Source organism: Acinetobacter sp. UBA5934 (assembly GCF_002430855.1).
GTDB lineage: Bacteria > Pseudomonadota > Gammaproteobacteria > Pseudomonadales > Moraxellaceae > Acinetobacter.
In genome coordinates, this window is sequence record NZ_DJDC01000036.1 from 502 (window position 1) to 15,810 (window position 15,309).

At 42.2% G+C, this 15,309-nt stretch carries 12 protein-coding genes and 1 tRNA gene; 6 read left to right on the forward strand and 7 right to left on the reverse strand.

The features are described 5' to 3' along the window. The 5 genes from B2Y23_RS02595 to pyrC form a co-directional block, all read right to left on the reverse strand. Positions 1-587: hypothetical protein (locus B2Y23_RS02595; protein ID WP_291368840.1), on the reverse strand; the 587-nt coding region annotated here is incomplete at its 3' end. Positions 588-668: 81 nt separating this feature from the next. Then, positions 669-2,087, reverse strand: coding sequence for an amino acid permease (locus tag B2Y23_RS02600; protein ID WP_291368842.1), 1,419 nt, complete (start codon positions 2,085-2,087; stop codon positions 669-671). A 112-nt stretch (positions 2,088-2,199) separates the two neighbouring features. Next, positions 2,200-2,275: transfer RNA gene (locus B2Y23_RS02605), tRNA-Glu, on the reverse strand. 20 nt (positions 2,276-2,295) lie between these two features. Beyond that, on the reverse strand, positions 2,296-2,955 hold the full coding sequence (gene rnt, locus B2Y23_RS02610; RefSeq protein WP_291368844.1) for a ribonuclease T: 660 nt from the start codon (positions 2,953-2,955) through the stop codon (positions 2,296-2,298). Then, a complete protein-coding gene (gene pyrC, locus B2Y23_RS02615) occupies positions 2,940-3,974 on the reverse strand; it encodes a dihydroorotase (RefSeq protein WP_291368846.1) in 1,035 nt (344 codons plus the stop codon). The genes rnt and pyrC overlap by 16 nt, the downstream gene beginning before the upstream one ends. Before the next feature lie 151 nt (positions 3,975-4,125). Here pyrC and B2Y23_RS02620 point away from each other — a divergent pair, with 151 nt between their 5' ends. Beyond that, complete coding sequence (locus tag B2Y23_RS02620; RefSeq protein WP_291356125.1) at positions 4,126-5,403, forward strand: GGDEF domain-containing protein; 1,278 nt, start codon at positions 4,126-4,128, stop codon at positions 5,401-5,403. 54 nt (positions 5,404-5,457) lie between these two features. On the opposite strand, the gene argG is transcribed toward B2Y23_RS02620, so the two are convergent. Then, a complete protein-coding gene (gene argG, locus B2Y23_RS02625) occupies positions 5,458-6,801 on the reverse strand; it encodes an argininosuccinate synthase (protein ID WP_291356123.1) in 1,344 nt (447 codons plus the stop codon). Between the two features lie 186 nt (positions 6,802-6,987). Continuing rightward, positions 6,988-7,860, reverse strand: coding sequence for a LysR family transcriptional regulator (locus B2Y23_RS02630; RefSeq protein WP_291356121.1), 873 nt, complete (start codon positions 7,858-7,860; stop codon positions 6,988-6,990). 181 nt (positions 7,861-8,041) lie between these two features. Here B2Y23_RS02630 and B2Y23_RS02635 point away from each other — a divergent pair, with 181 nt between their 5' ends. The 5 genes from B2Y23_RS02635 to dld all read left to right on the forward strand — a co-directional run bounded on the left by B2Y23_RS02635 (position 8,042) and on the right by dld (position 15,170). After that, positions 8,042-8,959, forward strand: a complete 918-nt coding sequence (locus tag B2Y23_RS02635; protein WP_291356119.1) for a DMT family transporter — start codon at positions 8,042-8,044, stop codon at positions 8,957-8,959. A 431-nt stretch (positions 8,960-9,390) separates the two neighbouring features. Then, the gene (lldP, locus tag B2Y23_RS02640; RefSeq protein WP_291356117.1) at positions 9,391-11,073 is read left to right on the forward strand and encodes an L-lactate permease; all 1,683 of its coding nucleotides are present in this window, start codon (positions 9,391-9,393) and stop codon (positions 11,071-11,073) included. A 20-nt stretch (positions 11,074-11,093) separates the two neighbouring features. Then, the gene (gene lldR, locus B2Y23_RS02645) at positions 11,094-11,837 is read left to right on the forward strand and encodes a transcriptional regulator LldR (protein ID WP_291356115.1); all 744 of its coding nucleotides are present in this window, start codon (positions 11,094-11,096) and stop codon (positions 11,835-11,837) included. Between the two features lie 2 nt (positions 11,838-11,839). Beyond that, complete coding sequence (lldD, locus tag B2Y23_RS02650; protein ID WP_291356113.1) at positions 11,840-12,994, forward strand: FMN-dependent L-lactate dehydrogenase LldD; 1,155 nt, start codon at positions 11,840-11,842, stop codon at positions 12,992-12,994. 478 nt (positions 12,995-13,472) lie between these two features. Further along, the gene (gene dld, locus B2Y23_RS02655; protein ID WP_291356112.1) at positions 13,473-15,170 is read left to right on the forward strand and encodes a D-lactate dehydrogenase; all 1,698 of its coding nucleotides are present in this window, start codon (positions 13,473-13,475) and stop codon (positions 15,168-15,170) included. The last annotated feature ends 139 nt before the right edge of the window (positions 15,171-15,309 follow it).

A 15,309-nucleotide genomic window follows, 5' to 3' on the forward strand; every position in this document is an offset into this window, starting at 1 on the left:
TGATGCAGCAGGTTATAGGTGATGACCGAACCCAGAGAGTGCGCCACAATAATATGATCCAGCTCGGGACGAAGATAAGACATGATCCGCTGATGGACTTCATGCATGAAATCCGGATTGGATAAATATAAATAGGTTTCAATCAGGAATTTATGGATAAATGTTTCATGCAGTTTGGGATAATGATTCAGAAATAGGGCCAGTTCCTTAAATGCATGATCTCTGGTGAGTGCGGTAATCAGGGCCAATCGCTGAGTGAATGACTCGGAGCATTCGGGATTTACACTCGGTAATCTGCTCGCACAGGGATGATGTTCGGGAACAATCGTATTGTTATGCCTTAAATGAAAGGGAAGATGGATATGGGAAATGGACTTGGGTAAAAAGGTATCTATATCCAGGCTGTTATATAAATGATGTTTGCTGAGCAAATCGCCATAAAAGGGGAAACGTATCTCCAGAGCGTTGAGATCGATATTTTGCTGGGAATGGGATAAGCCTGTCTGAAAAGCAGATAGCCAATGTTGTTTTAATGAGGGTTGATCATAATTCTGTTGATTCATGCCGTGAATAAAAATAATTTTCATACAAGGTCAGATGATGTAGAGATGTAATTATCTACCTTGAGCTTAAAAAAAAGAGTGGTACTTGACCACTCCTTTTCTGTGTTAGTTTTGCTTTCGGTAGAAAACAAAGTAACTGAGATAACAGGCTGCAATGAAGATCAGGCATCCAATAAAGCCAGGCAGCATTTCAGGATCGAAAGCCATACTTATTGCGGTGATAAAACAGAACACAAAACCTAAAATCGGCACAAGAGGAAACAAGGGTGCCGCAAAGCCCAAGTCTTTTGCGCTGTGGCCCTGTTTATACCATTGACGACGGAAATTGAACTGACTTAGACAGATACTCATCCAGACAATCACCATGGTGAATGCAGCTACACCGAGTAAGTTCTTAAAGATAGTCTCAGGGGCAAACTGTTCAGACAATAGGCCTGGTAAAGCACCCATCATGGTAACGATCACGGCCACAAATGGAATGCCGCGATGATTGACTTTGGAGAACACCGCAGGTAATTGTTTTTTGTCAGACAACGACCACATCATACGTGACGCAGCAAATAAGCCGGAATTTGCCGCAGACAATAATGCCGTAATAATTACAAAACGAATAATGTCTTCAGCATATGGAATGCCGATATGGGTAAATACAGTCACAAAGGGACTGCTACTGACACCTTCAGCATCCAGGCCAGCCATTTGGTGAGGTAAAAGCGCGCTAATGACGACAATGGTACCGACAAAGAAAATCAATAAACGCCAAATAGCCGCATTGATGGCTTTAGGTACATTTTTCGCAGGATCTTTGGTTTCACCGGCTGCCACACCAATCAATTCAGTACCGGAGAAGGCAAAATTGACAATCAGCATGGTTGCGAAAATCGGGAACAGGCCTTGAGGAAACCAGCCTTGAGCAGTTAAGTTGCTAAACAAAGGCGCAGATGCATAACCATTAAAATTTAAAATACCGAAAATAGCCAATAGGCCCAGTAAAATAAAAGCAATAACAGTCAGTACCTTAACTAAGGACAACCAAAATTCAGATTCGGCAAACCAGCGCGTTGAACTCATATTTAAGCCGAAAACCACTGCAGCAAAAATAATGGTCCATAACCAGACTGAAATGTGCGGAAACCATTCCTGCATCAGCAACGCAGCAGCGGTAAATTCCGTCCCCAGCGTTGCGGTCCAGGTCAGCCAATACAACCAGGTGATCATATAGCCTGTACCCGGACCAATGTATCTGCGGGCATAAGTACCAAACGAACCTGATTCAGGCATATGTACCGCAAGTTCGCCTAGGCATAGCATGACTGCATAAGCGATTAAACCGCCTAATACATAGGAGATGATGGCACCTACAGGCCCCGTTTGTGCAATGACTTCACCCGAACCTAAAAATAAACCTGTACCGATTGCGCCGCCAAGCGAAATCATGACCAGATGTCGAGTACTCATAGCGCGTTTTAATGGCGCAGAATTGCCCTGATGCGAAGCATCATTCGGAGTATGAGATGACTGCATAAGAGAAGAATGAATAAAGATAAATGAAGCGAGCTATTGTAGTGAAAAACTACAAATCTGCAATGTAATAATGATAACTATTGGAATTTGAATGATCGTATGAAACGATATATGGCGACCCTACGGGGATTCGAACCCCGGTTACCGCCGTGAAAGGGCGATGTCCTAGGCCTCTAGACGATAGGGTCGTTTAGAAGATGGCGGTATCTTATTGATCCGCCACCAAGGTGTCAAGTAGATGCGGCGCGAGTTTGTTCAAAATATAGCAAAACAGTTCGGCAGTCTTTTGAGTATCGTATAAAGCAGAGTGTGCTTCCTTACCATCGAAGTCAATTCCAGCCTGAATACATGATTTTGCCAGTACGGTTTGACCAAACATCACTGCACTTAAAGTCACAGTGTCAAACACAGAAAAACTGTGAAACGGGCTTTGATTTTTCGTTCCTGTACGTGCAATCGCAGCCTGGACAAAGCCCAAATCAAAATGCGCATTATGGCCGACCAAAACCGCATGCGTACAGTTTTGCTGACGGCGTACTTCGTTGACCGATTTAAAAATGCGTTTTAAGGCACTTTTTTCATCTTCAGCCATAGCCATACGCATAGGATTTGAAGGATCTATACCAATAAATTCTAAGGAACGACGGTCTAAATTTGCCCCCTCAAAAGGATTGATATGTGCATGATAGGCTTCACCTGGCACAAACTGACCTTCATCATTATAAACAATCGGGATTGCTGCAATTTCCAGTAAGGCATCAGTCTGGGAATTAAAACCTGCTGTCTCGACATCGACAACAACAGGTAAAAATCCACGGAAACGCTGACCAATTACTGGTTGAGTTTCATCTGTCACACTTTTCTCCATTGGATGGTTTTACCCGCATATAGAGGGATAATCTCTTCACCATCCAAGTAGTCTAAACTTTCAGGGATCACTTGCTCTTCTTTGACCAGGGTAATGGTATTGGTATTGCGCGGCAAGCCATAGAAGTCAGCACCGAAGTGGCTGGCAAAACCTTCCAGGCGATCAAGACGGCCCACCTGATCAAAAGCTTGAGCATATAATTCAATTGCGGTAGGCGCGCTATAGCAACCGGCACAGCCACAGGCATTTTCTTTGGCATTTTTTGAATGAGGGGCACTGTCTGTTCCCAGGAAAAACTTGGGATTGGAACTGGTCGCAACTTCAAGCAAGGTTTGCTGATGGCTTTGACGTTTTAAAATCGGCAAACAATAGAAATGCGGTTTAATTCCGCCCACCAGCATATCGTTACGGTTAAACAGTAAATGCTGTGGAGTGATTGTAGCCGCTACATTGCGATCTTGCTCAAGCACAAAATGTGCAGCTTCACTGGTCGTGATATGTTCTAGCACCAGTTTAAGCTTGGGAAACTGTTTTAGTAAGGGTGAAAGAACTTCATCTAAAAAGCGTTTTTCACGATCGAAAATGTCAACATGGTTGTGTGTCACTTCACCATGCAACAACAATGGTACCTGATGTTCTTCGAGTTGCTCAATCACGCCATAAACTTTGCGAATGTCACTGACGCCATTATCTGAATTTGTGGTTGCCCCAGCAGGATAAAGCTTGATGGCATTGACATGTTCAGACTCTTTTATTTTTTTTACTTCGCTCGCTTGGGTATGGTCGGTAAAATAAAGCACCATACGCGGATCAAATGCAATACCCTCCGGAACATGCGCCATAATACGTTCACGATAGGCCAGTGCTTCCTCAACTGTTTTAATCGGAGGGACAGTATTTGGCATACAGATGGCACGAGCAAACTGCTTGGCAAGATCTGGAACTGTACGTTTTAAAGATAAACCATCACGTAAGTGAGCATGCCAATCGTCTGGCTGGAGAAGAGTAAGAGTATTCAAGGCCATTTCAATCGAAGAAATAAAACAAATGATAATGCATAAAGTGTGAAAATGGTAACAACAATTACAGACAAATGGTTAGATAGACACAATTATAAATGAGAAAAATATGTTATTTTTAAAAACTAAAAGAAGTAAGTAATGCTGGGCAATGGAATCCAAGTATAATCTAGCTAAATTACAGTATGACAAAGAAAAGATAGAAGAGCTCATTACACGGCAAACTCAGCGTGTAGGGCAGGTTTTTCCCAAAAAGATGGAACAGGAATTTTGGTCGAAAAACCTGGAGCGTGCCCGTAAGCATGTACAAAAATACTTGTGGGGCGGCGTTTTATCTTACTTTATTTTTATTCTGGTTATATTACCCAGCGATTACTGGGTGATCGACAAACAGTATCTAAATCATGATTTCCTGAACTGTAGCTTAGCCTTGGCCAATGGTGCGCTATGCCTATTGGCGTTATTCGCTTTTTCTCATTTTCCTAAACTACGTCCCTATTTTGCTCCGGCCTCTATGGCACTGATGTTTTGGGCCATGATTTCCATGTCCTGGTTAACCCTGACAGTAGAAACTATTGCTTTACGACAACAAGGTATGGCCATCCTTTGCATGATTTACATCATTGGTTCGCTTATCACGGGAGTAAAGCCATTCCAGATGCTGATGACCGGTTTTTTAGCCGCCTCCGTAACAGTGGTTCTGTTTTTTCTGCTTAAGGTCGATTTTGATGCTGTGGTGCTGGGCCGTATTCTTTTCGGCAGTTGTGTGTTTGGGTATGTGATTAGTCATATGATTTTTGCGCGTGAACGGATGATTTATTTATATTCGATGCGTGCCAGAATCAGTGAAAAAATGCACCGGATTCATAATTCGGAATTATTGCATTTGAGCCAGCATGATGACCTGACCAAAATTTCAAACCGCCGTACTTTCGATGAAATGATGGAAGTATTTTATGAGCAGACCCGTCAGGAACGAAGTGCTCTGGCAATCTTGTTTATTGATATTGATTTTTTTAAAAACTATAACGATTTTTATGGGCACCAGAAGGGCGATGATGTGATCTCTTCTATCGCCAAATCTATTAAAAATGCGATTCGGCATATGGATTTTGTTGCACGCTATGGCGGGGAAGAGTTTGTGGTATTACTGCCGGAAACAGATGCTCATGGCGCCTATGCTGTAGCATCCAATATATTCAAGGCCATTGAGCGTTTGGAAATTCCTCACGAAAAATCTTCCATCTCCGATTTTATTACCATCAGTTTGGGAATTACCGTTTATCACGGAGAAGACGAGCTGAGTAAAGAAGCATTATTGGAGATTGCTGATCAGGCTCTATATCGTGCCAAGCATTTAGGCCGCAACCAGATTTATTATCAATCTATACGCTCTAATATTCCTGAAAATGATTTAATCAAATCATAAACAGACCTGATAAAAAAACCGCTCATTCGAGCGGTTTTTTGACTTTAAACAAACTTATTTGTTTTTGTCTTTGAGTTGAGGCACTGCAGAACCTGTACCCACTGCAAGTAGGCCGGTATTGGTATATATGCCCAACTTGGCACGTGTATCCGTGATATCAAGGTTACGCATAGTCAATTGACCAATACGGTCAGCCGGACTAAACATAGAATCACCTTTCTCCATGGTTAAACGCTCAGCTTCATAAGTGAGGTTAGGAGATTCAGTGTTCATGATGGTGTAGTCATTACCACGACGAAGTTCTAAAGTCACAGTGCCTGTAACCGCTTTAGCGACCCAGCGCTGTGCAGTTTCACGAAGCATCAACGCTTGAGAATCGAACCAGCGACCTTGGTAAAGTAGACGACCTAAACGTAAACCATTAATGCGGTATTGTTCGATGGTGTCTTCGTTATGAATACCGGTAACTAGACGTTCGTAAGCGATGTGAAGCAGCGCCATACCCGGAGCTTCGTAGATACCACGAGATTTTGCTTCGATAATACGGTTTTCGATTTGATCCGACATACCTAGACCATGACGGCCACCGATACGGTTTGCTTCAAGAATGAATTCAACTGGATCTTCAATACGCTTGCCGTTGATTGCAACAGGGAAACCTTCTTCAAAAGTGATAGACACTTCTTCAGCTTTCACTTCTACGTCGTCTTTCCAGAACGCAACACCCATGATTGGATCAACGATTTTGATACCGGCATTGAGGAATTCAAGATCTTTCGCTTCGTGAGTTGCACCCAACATATTCGAGTCAGTTGAGTAAGCTTTCTCTTTTGACATTTTGTAGTCAAAGCCATTGTCGATCAGGAACTGTGACATTTCCGCACGACCACCAAGCTCATCAATAAAGGTTTGGTCTAACCAAGGTTTGTAGATTTTAAGCGCCGGGTTAGTGAGCAAACCATAACGGTAGAAACGCTCAATGTCGTTACCTTTATAAGTTGAACCGTCACCCCAGATGTTGACGTCATCTTCTTTCATTGCAGTTACAAGCATTGTACCTGTGACTGCACGGCCAAGTGGTGTTGTGTTGAAGTATGGAACACCGCCAGTTGAGATGTGGAACGCGCCACATTGAATCGCAGCAATACCTTCTAATGCAAGTTGTAGACGGCAGTCGATTAAACGTGCTTTTACTGCGCCATATGCTTCAGCTTTCTTTGGAATCGCATTGTAATCGTCTTCATCAGGCTGACCCAGGTTTGCAGTATATGCATAAGGTTCTGCGCCTTTTTGTTTCATCCACAACAGGGCTGCTGAAGTATCTAGACCACCAGAAAAGGCAATACCAACTTTTTTGCCTACAGGTACATTCTGTAAGATAGTTGCATTATCAGACATTGTTAATCCTAACGATTTTTGAATAATAGGCACCCAAGTGGTGACCTAGGAGAAGATATATCCTTTGATTGTATCACTTTTAATAAGAATTTTTTTCCTTCAAAATGCGGGAATTTGGTTTTTTTGAATTAAAAATAGATAAGCAGTCAAATTAAACCCAATAAAATAAAGTTAAGCTGCAACCAATCAGGATAGAGTAATTGGAGAATTGCGTGCATCATTTAAACCAATAAATTGATTTTCGATCGGGGTGAAAACATGGTCATAACGCGCAATTAAATACAGACCAATATTGCGGTATTGCTCAGGAATTTCCATATAGTATTGAATATTATATTTAGAAATAAGTGACTTGGCGATCATGGAGATGCCCATACCCAATTGGGTAAATTGAATCAGTGCTTCCAGATCATGAATATAGGTTAATTCGCCCTTATGCAATTGATGATCGATAAAGAGTTGATCGAGTGTTTTGGCATAGCAACATTCTGATGAAGCAAGCAAAATATTTTGTTGATGAATTCCTTCCCTAAAATCACTGGAATTAATGAGGTTTTTTCCGATCAAGACCAAATGATCGTCTGCTTTATGAATGTATTGCAGGTTTTTATGTTGCGGCTTGCCCAAGGCATAAGCAATGTCTAAATGCCCGTGTAAGATTTCATCTTCAATGAAACCTGTTGCACCCGTTTTCATGGTGATGGACAGGTCAGGATAGGTTTCATACAGGTGTTGAAAAGCAGGATAAAAGCGCATGCCGCCTAAGCTGGTATTGGTGCCAAAACGTAGGAATTTCTTTTGCTGATGAATTTTATTTTCGGTTTCTTCCCAAGTGAACAGCATTTTTTTGTATTGGCTATAAAGATGTAAGCCCGACTCAGTCAATTCAACACCTTTGGGCTGACGAATAAAAAGCTGGCGGTCATAATGGTTTTCAATTTTTTTGATTTTAGCCGTCATATTGGATTGCAAATAATTCAGCTTATGCGCCGCAGCAGTCATACTTTTCAATTCCGCAACGGTCACAAAGCACCTGATGTCATTAATATCTATATTCATGGCATATTTTCCCCGCCTAAAGTACCTTATGATCATGATGCACAATCAAGCAATGCAGTCATCTCGACAGATGTTTAATATTGGTATTAAAAAAAATGATGGATACATTAAATCATAGCATTATTCATGATGGGTTATTTTCATTAAAATAATTTTGAATGAAATGGGCTGAGCAGCAAAAATGAATATTAAAGTGATAAGCGCAATTGGGTTGCTGTGTTTGATTTGGGGATCATTATGGGGATTGGTCAAACATAGTCTGCAAATTTTTCCTCCATTTTTATTTATTTCTGTTCGTTTAATTTTAGCGGCATTGACCTTAATGGGGGTTCAATTACTTTTAAGGCGGTCTGTTTTACCTGAGCGGGGACAGTGGAAAAAGCTCTTTATTTCAAGCCTTCTGATTTGTTTAGGCTTTTATGCGACACAAACCTTTGCCATGCAATTCGTAGATTCGGGTCTTTCTGCAATACTGGTGTTTACCATGCCCATCTTTATTGGCGTACTGGCGCATTATTTTTTAAATGAACGTTTAACGGCACAAAAAATCTTAGGATTGATTCTTGGAACTTGCGGATTGATTTCTATTCTATGGCCACAGTTCCATGATATTCATTTTAATCTTTCCTTGATTGGTCAAGTATTTTTGATTGTCTCAGGTTTCTTTTGGGCAACCACGACAGTGTACAGCAAGAAATATTTTGCGACTCATGACAAGATGCAACTGACGATTTGGCAAATGTTGTTAGGGGGAATCATTTTGTTGCTTGGCGCATTGTGTTTTGAACCCGTTCATTTCAATGTTTGGCTCAATCCAAGTCATGGAGGCTTACTCATTTATATCGCAATGATCGGAACAGGATTTGCATTTGCGCTGTGGAATTGGATTGTGAGTCAGGTCGATGCTGTGGTTGCATCTATCTCGATTATGATTATCCCTATCTTAAGTTTGTTTTTTGGCTATGTATTTTGGAATGAACCCATGACCTTTAATATTATTCTAGGGGCTGTGTTCATTTGTCTGGGTATTATTTTGAGTTCTGTCAAAATAAAGTCTGAAAAGCACAACCTCAATATCATCTGTAAAGAAAGAAGTTAGTGCTTACATAGCTTACATAAAAGTGAAGCCATATGAGGAAATTAGCCTTATATGGCTTTTTTATTTTGCTGTATTTGTGAGCTATATGACTGAAATTCCACGTTGCAATGCTGACATGCGACTAAAGTTGTAAGACTAAGTTTTGCCTTTATAGGCACAAGAAAAAATATAAATAAAAACAAGTAATTTATTGAGATAGGACGCAGTTGGGTGATTGTAAAAAGTTGATCTTTTACTCAAAATTATTTGCAATATTGGTCATACCAATAATTATTTAACAGACCAATATTGATCTTTAATTAAACAAAAACTACCATAATTACCAGAACATGAATTATTATTTTAAATTAATCTAATATTGGTCAGACCAATAGTGGTTGATATAAGGCAATTCAAACCATTTCTAGCAGACCAGTGAGCATTTCAAGGAGATGACAATGCTTCAACAATGGCAACAGATTTACGATCCTATGGGCAATATCTGGCTTTCCAGTCTGATCGCCCTGATCCCGATTATTTTCTTCTTTTTAGCGCTTGCGGTATTCCGTATGAAAGGCAGCGTAGCGGGAACCATTACCGTTATTCTTGCGCTTCTGGTTTCATTATTTTCTTATCAGATGCCGGTCATGATGGCTTTTGCATCGATGATTTATGGCTTTTTTTACGGTTTGTGGCCAATTGCCTGGATCATCATCGGGGCTGTATTCCTGTATAAAATTTCGGTTAAAACAGGACAGTTCGATATTATTCGTTCGTCCATTCTGTCAATTACCGAAGATCAGCGTTTACAGATGCTGCTGGTGGGTTTTGCTTTTGGAACCTTTCTTGAAGGTGCAGCGGGTTTTGGTGCACCGGTCGCCATTACTGCGGCATTACTGGTGGGGCTGGGCTTTAAGCCCTTGTATGCAGCAGGTTTATGCTTAATTGTGAATACTGCACCTGTAGCATTTGGTGCTATGGGAATTCCGATTATTGTAGCCGGGCAGGTGTCTGGCGTGGATACCATGGAAATCAGTCAGATGGTGGGTCGTCAGTTACCTTTCATGGTGCCAGTTGTACTATTCTGGATTATGGCGATTATGGATGGCTGGCGCGGTATCAAGGAAACTTGGCCAGCGGTAATTGTAGGCGGTGGATCTTTTGCGCTTGCCCAATATTTAACTTCCAACTTTGTCGGTCCAGAACTTCCGGATATTACTGCAGCCATCGCGTCATTGGTGAGCTTAACGATTTTGCTTAAATTCTGGAAACCGAAACACATCTTCCGTTTTACAGAGCAAGATCTAAATGCTAATGAATCAGCTGCTCAAGCACTGGCGATTCAAAAACAGCAAAAATATTCCCTGGGTCAAATTGCCAAAGCCTGGTCACCATTTGCCATTTTAACGCTGATGGTAACGATCTGGAGTATCAAACCTTTCAAGGATTTATTTGCCAAAGATGGGGCACTCTATGATCTGGTGATTTCTATCAAGGTGCCGTATTTGCATCAGCTGGTACAAAAATTACCGCCAGTCGTTCCTGAAATTAAGGATTACGATGCCATTTATAAATTTGACTGGATTTCTGCTACAGGCACAGCCATTTTCATTGCTGCCATCATCACCATCATTTTCCTGAAGATGAAGCCAAAAACAGCCGTAGTGACCTTTGGTGAAACCATCAATGAACTGAAAGTCCCTATTTATTCCATTGGCATGGTCTTGGCATTTGCCTTTATTGCCAATTATTCAGGCATGTCGGCCACCCTAGCTTTAGCGCTGGCACATACAGGTCAGGCATTTACCTTCTTCTCGCCATTCTTGGGCTGGATTGGCGTGTTCCTGACCGGTTCGGACACTTCAGCGAATGCATTGTTCTCGGCACTTCAGGCCACCACTGCCCAGCAGATTGGTGTGCCAGAAGTATTGCTGGTGGCTGCCAATACCAGTGGTGGCGTAACCGGAAAAATGATTTCACCACAATCCATTGCGATTGCCTGCGCGGCAGTAGGGCTTGTAGGTAAAGAATCTGATCTGTTCCGTTTTACGGTTAAACACAGTATCGTCTTTACGGTAATGATGGGTATTATTATTACCTTACAAGCTTATGTGTTCCCATGGATGATTCCATAACACGCAATTGAGGACAGCAAATGAAAGTCTCTGACAAAGTGGTACAAAACCTGCGCATCTTGATTGAACAAAACAATATGCAAGTCGGAGACCGTTTGCCTGCAGAACGTAAGTTATGTGAACAATTAGGTGTGTCGCGTTCTTCTTTGCGTGAAGCCATTCAACAACTGACCAGCATGGGCATGTTGTTAAGTAAAGTGGGTGCGGGCACTTTTTTGCAACAATTGCCTACCAACTGGTCGCAGCATCAAATTGTGCAGCCTTTAAGTCATTTGATTGATCAGGACCCTGAATATCGTTTTGATGTACAGGAAGCGCGAATTATTTTGGAAGGGGGCACCGCATGGTATGCCGCAGAACGGGCCACGCCTGAAGACCTGCAAAATATTCGCCAGTGCTACGATCAAATTTCTCATTTTCAGGCCATTGGTGATGATGAGCAGGCAGCCAAAGCCGATGCCAAATTTCATCTGGCAATTGCTGAAGCATCACACAATTTGGTGCTGATTCAAATGATGCGTGGGCTGTTTGATTTGTTGCAGTTCAACGTGGTGTTGGGCCGCCGTAAAGTCTATTCCGAAACCCACCGTTTTGATCAATTGCATCTACAACATCAACAGGTCATAGATGCAATTGAACGTAAAGATCCAGAAGCTGCCAGACAAGCAGTGTGTGGACATATTGAGTTTGTAGTACAACAAGTCCGCTCGATTGATGAGGAAGATGCCCGTCGTCAGCGTGCGAGTCGATTAAACAGGATTTAAGCATGATTATTTCTTCTGCCAATGATTACCGCGAAGCGGCCAGACGTCGTTTGCCGCCCTTTTTATTCCATTACATTGATGGCGGGGCATATGCGGAATATACGCTAAAACGTAATGTAGAAGACTTATCCAAAATTGCACTCAGACAACGTGTTTTAAATGACATGTCGCAACTTAGCCTGGAAACCAAACTATTTGATGAAACCTTGTCGATGCCGGTGGCTTTGTCGCCAGTCGGACTGACCGGGATGTATGCACGTCGCGGGGAAGTTCAGGCGGCAGTGGCAGCAGATCAAAAGGGCATTCCTTTTACACTATCAACTGTTTCAGTCTGCCCGATTGAAGAAGTCGCGCCTGCCATTCAACGTCCGATGTGGTTCCAGCTGTATGTATTACGTGACCGTGGCTTTATGAAAAATGCTCTGGAACGTGCCAAAGCTGCAGGTTGTTCAACCCTTGTATTTACCGTAGATATGCCGGTACCGGGTGCACGCTACCGTGATGCGCACTCAGGCATGAGTGGTCCAAATGCAGCTATGCGCCGTTATATGCAGTCTTGTTTGCATCCACATTGGGCATGGAACGTCGGTTTACATGGCCGTCCACATGACTTGGGTAATATTTCAAAATATCTGGGTAAGCCTACAGGTCTTGAAGATTATATCGGCTGGCTGGGCAATAACTTTGACCCCTCGATTTCCTGGAAAGATCTGGAATGGATTCGTGAATATTGGGATGGTCCAATGGTGATTAAGGGCATTTTGGATCCTGAAGATGCCAAGGATGCGGTACGTTTCGGTGCCGATGGGATTGTGGTGTCGAATCACGGTGGTCGTCAGTTAGATGGGGTTTTATCTTCCGCGCGTGCGCTTCCACCGATTGCAGATGCAGTCAAAGGCGATATCAAAATTCTGGCCGATTCGGGTATCCGTAATGGTCTGGACGTGGTGCGTATGCTGGCCTTGGGTGCCGATACCTGTATGTTGGGTCGTGCTTTTGTCTATGCCTTGGGGGCTGCTGGTGGTGCGGGAGTATCTAATTTGCTGGATTTAATCGACAAAGAAATGCGTGTAGCGATGACGCTGACCGGGGCAAAAACCATTGCAGATATTACTTCGGATTGTTTGGTGAAGTTAGATAGAGAATTGGCTGAATAAGTTGCTTGATTTCTTTTATTGATCAGTTTTGATTTGAAAAAACCTTCAAATTATTTATCAAAATTAAGAAGTTTTTTCTATAGAGTCACAAGGGACTCAGGACAAAGATTAGGAGAGAGATTTGAAATTTAATAATCCTCTCCCTAGCCCTCTCCTTTAAAAAGGAGAGGGAACTTTCATTACATATATTAAAACTGAAAGATAAAGTTGATACACGGAAATGTCATCTGCAACTGTTCGAGGCAGGACTTCTTAGGATAGGGAACGTTTCTGCGAAGCAAGTGCTAAAAGAGGGTATTTGGCGAGTTTTGCAGATTACAATGCCTTTGGTTACTTTGGGCGTAACCAAAGTAACGGACGAGCTCCTTGTATTTAACGTTTAAATGGTAAGACTCCGCAGTGATATATCCTAAATATTTAGTGTATTTATACAAAAATGTGCTTGCCCTAAAGCTTAAATTTTATAAATAAGGTTCGTATGAAAACGCAATCAGCTAAACCGCACACCATTCAAAAACTCATTAATATTGTCGGTAAGCAACATGTATTAACCGATGACAATGACACACGATTATACCGACAAGGTCGTCGTTACGGTTCCGGTCAAGTGCTGGCCGTGGTCGTGCCGGGTTCATTGCTGGAACAGTGGCAAGTCTTGCAGGCTGCGGTGGATGCAGACTGTATTGTGATTATGCAGGCTGCCAATACCGGTTTGACTGGCGGTTCAACCCCTTTTGGCGATGATTATGACCGCCCTGTGATTCTGATCAACACACGACGCTTGGTTGGCATTCAAGTGATTAATGATGCTAAACAAGTGGTTTGCTTACCGGGTGCAACATTAGATAAATTAGAAAAGCAGCTGGCACCGTTTAATCGTGAACCGCATTCCGTGATTGGTTCTTCCTGCATTGGCGCATCAGTTTTAGGAGGAGTCTGCAATAACTCGGGCGGTGCACTGGTTCGCCGTGGTCCTGCCTATACTGAACTTGCCCTCTATGCACGTGTAGATGAATCCGGACAACTGGAACTGATTAATCATCTAGGAATTAAGCTAGGTTCAACCCCAGAAGAAATTTTATTTAACTTGGAAAATCAGCAATACCAATTGGCTGATATTGAAAATGATCAACATTGCTGTGCGTCAGACCATCGTTATGCGCATGATGTGACACAGGTCGATGAGAACACGCCTGCGCGTTTTAATGCCGATCCATCACGTTTATATGAAGCATCCGGTTCGGCAGGAAAAGTCTGTGTTTTTGCGGTACGTTTGGATACCTTTGAAAAAATACCCAGTCAGGTTTTTTATGTCGGCACCAATACTCAGCAAGATTTAACCGCAATCCGCCGTTTTCTACTCACGGGTTTAGCGCGTTTACCGATTGCCGGTGAATATATTCACCGGGTGGCTTACGACATTGGTGCGGAATACGGTAAAGATACCTTCATGTTTATCGAGAAATTCGGGACGGCTAAAGTGCCGGCAGCTTTTGCCATGAAAGATAAGGTCGATGGTTATCTGGAAAAAGTCGGCATGAAAGGGCTGTCAGATAAAGTCCTGCAAATGCTGAGCAAATTTTTACCCTCGCATTTACCCAAACGCATGAATGAATTTCGTGATCTGTATGAGCATCATCTGGTGCTGCGTATCGAAAATCAGGATGTTGAACAGGTGCAGCAATTTTTACAGCACTATTTTTCTTCTCACAGCACTGGACATTATTTCCACTGTAGCGAAGAAGAAGGACGTAAAGCCTTTTTGCATCGTTTTGCCGTAGCGGGAGCGGCTATTCGCTATCGCGACACCCATCGTTCAGAAGTGGAAGATATTGTGGCGCTGGATATTGCCTTACGCCGTAATGACCGTGAATGGGTCGAAACGTTGCCTAAGGAAATGGATGAGCTGATTATCCATAAACTTTATTATGGCCACTTTTTATGTCATGTGTTCCATCAAGATTATATTGTGAAAAAAGGTGTCGATCCTTTAGCAATAGAACATCAAATGTGGCATTTGTTAGATGAACGCGGGGCTGAATATCCCGCAGAGCATAATGTCGGACATTTATATGTCGCTAAACCTGCGCTTAAACATCATTATCAAAAGCTCGATCCGACCAATAGTTTTAATGTCGGGATTGGTCATACATCTAAATTAAAACGTTGGTCTTAATCATTAAGATGCGTAAGACACTTTTTAAGGTGCTGTTTTAGAACAGCACTTTTTTTATGTTGAATTTACTGTTTCGTCAGACAATGTTTAAAAGTAGTCATAAACAAAATATTAAAAATAGGTAAAGGAATATGCAACA